The following is a 6,819-nucleotide window of genomic DNA, read 5'->3' as shown; positions in this document are numbered from 1 at the left end:
TAAATGTTTTCTATCCAAAACGTTCGCCTTTACTTAATAAGTATGCAAAAAATAAATTTAGATGCGTTTGCCCTGCACTTGATGCTACAAAGACAGATTTTTTACCAGAAAATGTTACTCAATATGCAAGTGTATTTTTAAACACACCTTACTTGTGGGGTGGCAAAACATTGTTTGGTATTGATTGCAGTGGTTTTGTGCAGCAGGTTTATAAGCTGTTTAATAAACAACTACCTCGAGATGCTTACCAACAAGCAGAACAAGGTGGGGCTTTAGGCTTTTTAGAAGAAGCTATTTGTGGTGACCTTGCTTTCTTTGATAATGAAGCTGGCTTTATTACCCATGTTGGTATCATGTTGAATAATCACCAAATTATTCATGCAAGTGGTAGGGTTAGAATTGATACCATTGATAATGCTGGTATTATAAGTAGCGATACAAGAATAAGAACTCATCGTTTAAGAGTGGTGAAACGCTATTAATGTTGTTAGAATTCAACTATCAATTTTAAACAAATATTTCTACCCATATTGTAAATGCCATTGCTGCCATTGGTTGATTGGCTGTAGTATTCAAAGTATTTTAATCTACTTAAATGGCTTTGATATGCTTGGTCAAATAGGTTATTGATTTGCGCTTGTATTTGCAAGTTGCCATGCTTGCCATACTTGATGTTAGTACTGGCTGAAACATTTACCAATAAATAACTTGGTGTAAATGTTTCTGTGTTGTATAGAGCTAAATATCTGTTCTGCGCAGCTACATATTCTGTTTCAATATTTAGGTTGATGCTAGGTACAGTCAATGATTTTGTTTGTAAAGTTTGTTCTATGCTGCTTAGCCATTTTGCTGCTGGTATCAAGGGTAAATATTCGCCATTAATACCTTTGTTTTTATAAGTAGGATTTTGGTTAAAGCCATACGTAATTGCTGCACTATTTTTTATGCTAAGCCCTTGCCAGAGTTTTGGGTAAATGTCAAGCGTTGCTTCAATACCATAGAGCTGTGCTGCTGCTTGTTGGTACTGAAATGTTCTATTGCCTTGAGCATCTGTAATCGCATTGCCATTTGCATCTGCTAATTGATTAAGGTAAATATAGTTGCTGATATGATTGTTAAATACGCTTATAGAAGCATTGAATTGCTTAAAGTTTCCTGCAACACTTAAGTCTTGCTGAAAGCTAAATTCTGGTTTAAAATTTCTGTTACCAAGGTAAATAATGTGTGCGCCTGGGTCTAAGCCATTTGATGCTAATTCAGTAATGCTCGGGCTTCTGTAGCCCTTGGCTATGTTGAGTTTTAAGTAAATGTTACTGGCAATTTGATAAGAAGCGCCAATGCTTAATGAAGTGCCATTGAAACGTTTGTCAAGCATTGGAAATTGCAATGAAGCACCTGCTGTATCTGGTAAAGCATATTGTCTATCAAAGCCTGTATTGGCATCTGTGCCTACATAAAAATCATCTGCTTTTACATGTCTCGTGTCTAGTCTAAAACCGCCGCTGACTGTAAGTTTTTTATGTTTCCATTTGCCATAAATGAAGCCACCAATATCTGTAAGTTGATAGTTTGGTATTGGAAAATCAGTGGCATCTTTACTAGTATTTATTTGGTGCATACCATTTGTGCCTATGGTTATTTCAAGGTTGTTAAATGTTGGCAGCGTGTACTTAATACCATAGTTAATAGTTTGTACTTGCACATATAAACCTGCTTGTTTTGGTAGAGTAGGGTGGGTGTATTCAATGCGTGTATTTTGCTGAAAGCCAAGTGTAGCCTCTATTGTACTGTTACCAATATTGTAATGGTTATTGGTATACAATCTTAAATGTTGTATTTGTTGATGTAATAGGCTTAGATTATAGCTATTTAGTTCTTGGTCACTAACTATTGGTCTGTTGGTAATATCATCCATCGCACCTTCATAAACCTGTTTGGTAAATTGTCTGCTGATAGAATCTCTGCTACCATCAGGTATGCCTTGTAAGTTGTTGTAAAATGTGGCGCTAATTCTGCTATAATTTTCGCCCTTATGAAAGCCAATCAAGCCAGCTAAGTTTGTTTCTCTAAAGCCTGTATTGTATACTCGTTGGTCAATTGCATTACTAAAGTTTTTAGCTATTTTATACGAACCATTTAGCTGCCACAGCCAATGTGTATTGTATTTGCCAAGTCTAATGCCATTACCAATTAGGCCATTATTGTGTTGATATTCTGTGACATATTTTACATGTAGTAAGCTGTCTTTTTTATTGGGTAAATAAGGTAACATGCTCACTACACCTGCCAATGCATCTGAACCATACAATAAGCTAGCTGGACCTTTTATTACTTCTACTTTCTGCATATTGTATCCATCTACTTCTATACCATGTTCGTCACCCCATTGTTGGCCTTCTTGTCGCATACCATCATATAAAGTCAGTACTCTGTTGTAACCTAGGCCACGAATAAAGGGCTTGGAAATATTGGGGCCAGTTTTCACAACGCTTAAACCTGGTACATGTTTCACTAGTGCATCTATGATATTTGTCTCAACTGTTTTATCAATCATTTTGCTAGAAACATTGGTAATGTTCACTGGGTTTTCCTTTAGAAAAGTTTGTTTGGCTGAACCTGTAATTACGACTTCTTCAAGTAAGTCGCTGTTGGCTTCTAGTACAATGGCAAGGGTAGCTTGCTTGCTTGCTGTAATGTTAATGATACCAATGTAGCTCTTATAGCTAGTGTGCTTAATTACTAGTTGCTTTTTACCAATAGCTAGTTGCGTTAGCTGAAATGTACCATTATTGTCACTTATAGCCGTATGGTTATCGCAAAGGATGGTTGCACCTGCAATTGGCTTTTGTTGTGCATCTGTAATGCTGCCAGTTAAGTAGGTGCTTTGAGCCGTTATTTGGGTAAATAGTATTTGTAATGAGAAAAATAATAGTCCAATTTTTAAGTGCATATTTTGGTGTTCTAATTTTAAATTTAGACAAATCTAAAAAATAAATTAGAATAGTGTAATTAAATTTTTGCACTCACATGGTAGTGCTATTTAGGCCAATAAAAAAGCCACTCTTTTCAGAGCGGCTTTTTTAATATTGTGAGAACTTATATAACTAAGCAGGTGTGTTTTCGTCTATTAAATCCATTGCTTTTACAAAATAAGTGAATACACCAGGTAACGCTAACCAAAAGAATTTACGAGTGAAACCATTGATGTCATATAACATTACTATCAATATTACTAACCATATAAAGAAGTACACCCAGTATTTTGCAGTTGATTGTTTTGCTTCCATGTTCATTTATTTTTTGCAAATATAGGGTTGCTATTGTAAGTATGCAACCTGTTATTTTTTTTCTGTTACTATCTCAGTTGCTGTTTTGCTAGCTTGCTTTTCATTTGGCTTGTCCTTATCTATAAACAGCATTTTTATAGCTGTTAAAATAAGCATTAGCGCAAATATTTTCTTGAGTGTTTGTTCTGGTAACACCACAGCTAGTTTGCTACCAAAAAAGCCACCTATTAAAAAACCTGCCGACACCATTAATACCACTTTTACATCTATATGACCTTGCTTGTAATACTCAGTTACTGCTAGTATTCCTACTGGCAACAGCAAAATACCAAGTGATGTACCTTGTGCGGACTTTTGTGAGAAAGCCAAGAAATACACCAATGCTGGTACTATTATAATACCACCACCTACACCTACCATACCGCTTAGCATTCCTGCAACCAGCCCTATAATTAATAGGATAATAATAGTTGTAAGGGTCATTTTTTTCAAGTTAGTATTATTTTACAAAAACTTCTTTATAGTACTCTATAGCTTCTGTTACAATAGTAATGGCTTTTGCTTTGTCGCCAAACTCTTCCACTTTCACAGTTTTGTTTTCTAGGGCTTTGTATTCTTCAAAAAAATGTCTTAGTTCGCTAAAAAAGTGCGGGGGTAATTCTTCAATATTGTTGTGGTGATTCACACTTGGGTCATTTGCAGCCACAGCAATAATTTTATCATCTGCTTCACCACCATCTATCATTTGCATTACGCCTATTACTTTGGCTTCTACTAAAGTAAGTGGCACTAGTGGTAACGATGTTATTACCAATATATCTAGCGGATCTTTATCGCCACCATAGGTTTGTGGTATAAATCCATAGTTTACCGGGTAGTGAAAAGATGAGTAAATAATTCTATCTAGTTTTAGCAAGCCACTCGCTTTATCTATTTCGTATTTACAACGGCTACCTTGTGGTATTTCTATTATTGCATTTACCACTCTTGGTGCATTGTCGCCAAAAGTTACGCCGTGCCATGGATGAAGAACGCTTGTTGTTGTCATAGTCATTGTTTTTTTGATTGTTTAAACGATATTGTTGCTTATAAATTCGGATTAAACGTGTACTTAAAATCTACAACCCACTTATTGTTAAAGTACACTACTTTTATTTTTCTACCTATTTTATCAAACGAGTTGCTATAGTTAATAATGGTAGCTTTATCTGTAATTTCTGTAATCTCACCTATATTTATTGACGCCTGCCTAAATTGTTCTCTACCATCTCTATCTTTTTGGCGATAGTCGGTTTCAATTTTATCTAAAAACTGTTTGTTTTCAGCGTCCTGCAGCATGTAGAAGTAAGCTTTTGCAAAATCGCCTTTTAGCGAAGCATCTATAAACTCTCTGCCTGCATCCAATGCGCTACTAGCTTCTAGGTAGCCAGTACTGCTTTTGCAAGCCGCCGTAATTAAAATAAATGCTAGGAATAGATACTTCATATAATATATACAAGTAGCTGCGAAGATAAGTACCATCATTCAAATGATGACACCAAAAATATACAGCACGGGTTTATTTACTATTATTTAATCCTTTCAGGTTATTTGAGGCAAATCTTAAACAGCGGCTTTTTTTTTAAAATTTTAAAAACCAAACTACACCATCGCTCGTAATTGATAGTGTTGAAAAATAAATAACAAAAAACAAAAAATCATGAAAAAAATTGCGCTTTTATTGATGTCTGCATTTGTATTAAATGCCTCATTCGCTCAAAAAGAAAAAACAGTTATTGTAGGTGGCGAGCCAATGTATCCTTCAAAAAACATTGTTGAAAATGCTGTAAAATCTAAAGACCATACCACATTGGTAGCGGCAGTAAAAGCAGCAGGCTTGGTAGAAACTTTGCAAAGTGCAGGCCCTTTCACCGTATTTGCACCTACCAATGCTGCATTCGATAAGTTGCCAGCAGGTACAGTAGCTACTTTGGTAAAACCAGAAAACAAAGCTACCTTAACTAAAATTTTAACCTACCACGTAATTGCTGGTAAGTACAGCTCAAAAGACATTGCTGCTAAAATTAAAGAAGGTAACGGCACAGCCTTATTTACAACTGTACAAGGTGGTATTTTAAAAGCATCTATGAAAGGTAAAAAACTTATTTTAACCGATGAAAAAGGCGGTACAAGTACTGTAACCATTGCAGATGTATTTCAAAGCAATGGCGTAATACACGTAATAGATACTGTGGTAATGCCATAATAATCTAAGTAAAAATTAAATGAAAAGTCATCTGCCCCTGCAGGTGACTTTTTTTATGCCGTAGCCATGCAGCTATGCAAAGCCAAGCAGTGGTCCCGCTTTTCGCTATTAGTCCTCGTTCCGCTGCGCTGCACTGTGGGCTAGCCGCTGCAATCGGGGCTATATTATTGGGCAGTAGCAACCTTGCTCAGCTTTTTTTAAAACCATTTGTAGTAAAGCTAGCCAGTAAATAAACCCTAATTAGATATTTTCTATAAAAAGTTATGTAATTTGTCATATTGTATAAATAATTTGCCAAATTTTTATACAATTCGTCAATTTAAACGTACAATATGCCATATTATGTAATAAATCTTGTAAATAAGCTGCCCAGTAAGGTAAATTACACGTTCAAGATGGCACCTTTTACAAGGCATTTGTAGTATTTATAAGTACATATTGCATAAATAACATTTTATCCACAATGTTTATTGATAGTGGTTTTGCTTTATTAAATCATTTTAATAGTTTATTATCTTCATGCCTCAATAAAAACTATTATTTATGGCAAAGCAAGTAACCGCTAGGGTAGTTATCCCAACCAACCCTAAAGAACGTTTAGAATTGGCAGATAAAGTGTACAGCAAGCATGCAGCCGATGGCACTACATCTATTCTAAAACATGTTGATGGCTTAAATTGGGCAACCACCGGCCCTACTATAGCAGCAGCACTAGCATTACACGAAGAAGCAGAAGATTTAAAAGGACAAATGGAAAAGAAATATGCAGCAAGAGACCTATTGTTAAAAGCCATTGATGAAGACTTAGCATTAAGTACTAAAAATATTAAGGCTGCCTTTGCAGTAAACCCTAAAAAAATGGCTGATTATGGGTATGAAGTGGATGATACACCTAAAAAAGTAACACCCAAAAAGTAAATAAATTAATAATTTTTAGATAAAGGCTGCATTTTTTATAAAAAATGCAGCCTTTATCTATTTTTACACATTAATTTACAATTAATTGTCGTAACACCAGGTTTTCATAAAAGTTTAGCAACTAAGTTTGTTCCTTTGTTTTTATATACCCCTACTAAAAATTAACTGCAATTAGATGATACGATCAATTTTTCGTTCTCACTTGAGGAGATTCAAATTATTTATTTTACTTACAACATTTCTAATTATTTCTAACTTTTCTCAAAGCCAAGTCGTCATAAACGAGTTGGGTATAGCACCACAGGTGTACGAAAGATAAATTAGCTCTTTGATACAATAAAATTAAATTTATCCGTTGCTTTAAGATGG

The 6,819-nt window shown here is 35.0% G+C and carries 8 protein-coding genes; 3 read left to right on the top strand and 5 right to left on the bottom strand.

Annotation, left to right across the window (positions count from 1 at the left end; translation table 11 throughout):
- Positions 1–482 (top strand): C40 family peptidase (locus ACT9TX_RS18060; protein WP_481340450.1); only part of this gene is annotated, 482 nt, incomplete at its 5' end.
- A 5-nt stretch (positions 483–487) separates the two neighbouring features.
- Here ACT9TX_RS18060 and ACT9TX_RS18055 read toward each other — a convergent pair.
- From ACT9TX_RS18055 to ACT9TX_RS18035, 5 genes are all read right to left on the bottom strand, one after another.
- Positions 488–2,950, bottom strand: a complete 2,463-nt coding sequence (locus ACT9TX_RS18055) for a TonB-dependent receptor (protein WP_481340448.1) — start codon at positions 2,948–2,950, stop codon at positions 488–490.
- A gap of 154 nt (positions 2,951–3,104) precedes the next feature.
- Positions 3,105–3,287 carry a hypothetical protein gene (locus ACT9TX_RS18050; RefSeq protein WP_481340446.1) on the bottom strand — a complete coding sequence of 61 codons (183 nt, stop codon included), beginning with the start codon at positions 3,285–3,287 and terminating at the stop codon, positions 3,105–3,107.
- Between the two features lie 51 nt (positions 3,288–3,338).
- Positions 3,339–3,770 carry a sulfite exporter TauE/SafE family protein gene (locus ACT9TX_RS18045; RefSeq protein ID WP_481340444.1) on the bottom strand — a complete coding sequence of 144 codons (432 nt, stop codon included), beginning with the start codon at positions 3,768–3,770 and terminating at the stop codon, positions 3,339–3,341.
- 16 nt (positions 3,771–3,786) lie between these two features.
- Positions 3,787–4,335: an inorganic diphosphatase gene (locus ACT9TX_RS18040; RefSeq protein ID WP_481340442.1), complete on the bottom strand. Its 549-nt coding sequence runs from the start codon at positions 4,333–4,335 to the stop codon at positions 3,787–3,789.
- Positions 4,336–4,373: 38 nt separating this feature from the next.
- Positions 4,374–4,772, bottom strand: coding sequence for a hypothetical protein (locus ACT9TX_RS18035; RefSeq protein WP_481340440.1), 399 nt, complete (start codon positions 4,770–4,772; stop codon positions 4,374–4,376).
- Between the two features lie 214 nt (positions 4,773–4,986).
- On the opposite strand from ACT9TX_RS18035, the gene ACT9TX_RS18030 reads away from it, so the two are divergent.
- Both ACT9TX_RS18030 and ACT9TX_RS18025 read left to right on the top strand, forming a co-directional pair.
- Positions 4,987–5,532: a fasciclin domain-containing protein gene (locus ACT9TX_RS18030; RefSeq protein WP_481340438.1), complete on the top strand. Its 546-nt coding sequence runs from the start codon at positions 4,987–4,989 to the stop codon at positions 5,530–5,532.
- Between the two features lie 543 nt (positions 5,533–6,075).
- Positions 6,076–6,450, top strand: coding sequence for a hypothetical protein (locus ACT9TX_RS18025; protein ID WP_481340436.1), 375 nt, complete (start codon positions 6,076–6,078; stop codon positions 6,448–6,450).
- The last annotated feature ends 369 nt before the right edge of the window (positions 6,451–6,819 follow it).

It is taken from the genome of Parasediminibacterium sp. HNIBRBA5674, from assembly GCF_056745525.1.
The sequence above is the reverse complement of the archived record's forward strand: the minus strand, read 5'-3'. Positions and strand labels throughout refer to the sequence as shown.

Coding starts and splice junctions, on each gene's coding strand:
- ACT9TX_RS18055 (WP_481340448.1), bottom strand. CDS start 2,950: ATGCACTTAAAAATTGGACTATTATTTTTCTCATTACAAATACTATTT.
- ACT9TX_RS18050 (WP_481340446.1), bottom strand. CDS start 3,287: ATGGAAGCAAAACAATCAACTGCAAAATACTGGGTGTACTTCTTTATA.
- ACT9TX_RS18045 (WP_481340444.1), bottom strand. CDS start 3,770: ATGACCCTTACAACTATTATTATCCTATTAATTATAGGGCTGGTTGCA.
- ACT9TX_RS18040 (WP_481340442.1), bottom strand. CDS start 4,335: ATGACAACAACAAGCGTTCTTCATCCATGGCACGGCGTAACTTTTGGC.
- ACT9TX_RS18035 (WP_481340440.1), bottom strand. CDS start 4,772: ATGAAGTATCTATTCCTAGCATTTATTTTAATTACGGCGGCTTGCAAA.
- ACT9TX_RS18030 (WP_481340438.1), top strand. CDS start 4,987: ATGAAAAAAATTGCGCTTTTATTGATGTCTGCATTTGTATTAAATGCC.
- ACT9TX_RS18025 (WP_481340436.1), top strand. CDS start 6,076: ATGGCAAAGCAAGTAACCGCTAGGGTAGTTATCCCAACCAACCCTAAA.